This is a genomic window from Microvirga soli (genome assembly GCF_016734765.1).
Taxonomy (GTDB): Bacteria; Pseudomonadota; Alphaproteobacteria; order Rhizobiales; family Beijerinckiaceae; genus Microvirga; species Microvirga soli.
Genome location: NZ_JAERQE010000145.1, coordinates 1 through 1,251 on the forward strand (window position 1 = coordinate 1; position 1,251 = coordinate 1,251).

A 1,251-nucleotide genomic window follows, 5' to 3' on the forward strand; every position below is an offset into this window, starting at 1 on the left:
TGGATTGCGCCCCTTGAGGTAGACAGATACGCACTGAGGAGTTGACTGGGTCTGCCAGGCTTGTCGGAGACTGAAGCCCATGGTGAAGAACCGCACCCACAGCATCGACTGCAAACGGCAGGTTGCACAGACTACCTCGCCGGCGAGCCCCTGCACAGCCTGGCCAAGCGCCATGCCCTGTCGCGCAACCTGATCCGGATCTGGGTCCGGAAGTACGAGGCCGGCGCCCTCGATGAGGACACGGCCGCGGCCGCATTGCTCCAGGAGTACGAGGCGCGGATGGCCGCCCTTGAGCGGCTGGTTGGCAAACAGGCTCTTGAACTCGAGTTTCTAAAGCGGGCTCTGAAGCACGCACCCCGGCCGAGAAGCGGGCCTGCATCCACCATCACCGGCCCCATGGTCTCTCCGTCTCAGAGGGATGCCGACTGATGGGCCTGCCCCGCTCCACCTCCTACGACGAGCCGACGGCTCCTGCCGACGACACAGCGATTGTCGAGGCCATTGCCGCCATCTGCGATGAGTTCGAAAGGTATGGCGACCGGCGTGTGGGCGCGGCTCTGCGGCAGGCCGGCATGGTGGTGAACCACAAGAAGATCCGCCGCCTGATGCGCGAGCCTGATCGGCAGCCACGCATGCGCCGCCGCTTCGTGGCCACCACGGACAGCAATCATGACGGCCCGATCTTCCCGAACCGGGCTGCTGATCGGGTGGGAGGCGGCCCCAATCAGCTCTGGGTGGCGCACATCACCTACGTCGCCATCACGACAGGCTTCGTTTATGTGGCAATCATTCTCGACGCCTGGTCACGCCGGGTGGTGGGCTATGCGCTCAGCCGGTCGATTAGCGCCCGCCTGACGCTGGCGGCACTCAAAGCTGCCATCGCCGAGCGACACCCTCCGCCTGGATGCATCCGTCACTCCGACAGAGGCTCGCACTATGCGGCCGAGATCTATCGCGAGGCTCTGGATGGCGCTGGTCTCGTCGGCTCGATGGGCCGGCGCGGCAATCCGTACGACAACGCCAAGGCGGAGAGCTTCATGACGACGCTCAAGGTGGAGGCGGTCGACCCAATGGCCTACGAGACCTTTGAGGATGTAGCCGAGGATCTTCCGCGCTTTATCGAGGAGGTCTATACCGGAGGCTCCACTCGGCCCTCGGCTATTTGAGCCCGAAGCAGTTTGAGGATCAACACGCCCGCCAGACGGTCAATCCCGCGGCATGATCACTGCACACTCCAAAGGGCGCAATCCA

At 64.1% G+C, this 1,251-nt stretch carries 2 protein-coding genes; both read left to right on the forward strand.

Going from position 1 to position 1,251, the window contains the following annotated elements:
- Positions 1-60 precede the first annotated feature (60 nt).
- Positions 61-429 carry a helix-turn-helix domain-containing protein gene (locus JKL45_RS29570; RefSeq protein ID WP_312897059.1) on the forward strand — a complete coding sequence of 123 codons (369 nt, stop codon included), beginning with the start codon at positions 61-63 and terminating at the stop codon, positions 427-429.
- On the forward strand, positions 378-1,166 hold the full coding sequence (locus tag JKL45_RS29575) for an IS3 family transposase (protein WP_312897060.1): 789 nt from the start codon (positions 378-380) through the stop codon (positions 1,164-1,166). The genes JKL45_RS29570 and JKL45_RS29575 overlap by 52 nt, the downstream gene beginning before the upstream one ends.
- The last annotated feature ends 85 nt before the right edge of the window (positions 1,167-1,251 follow it).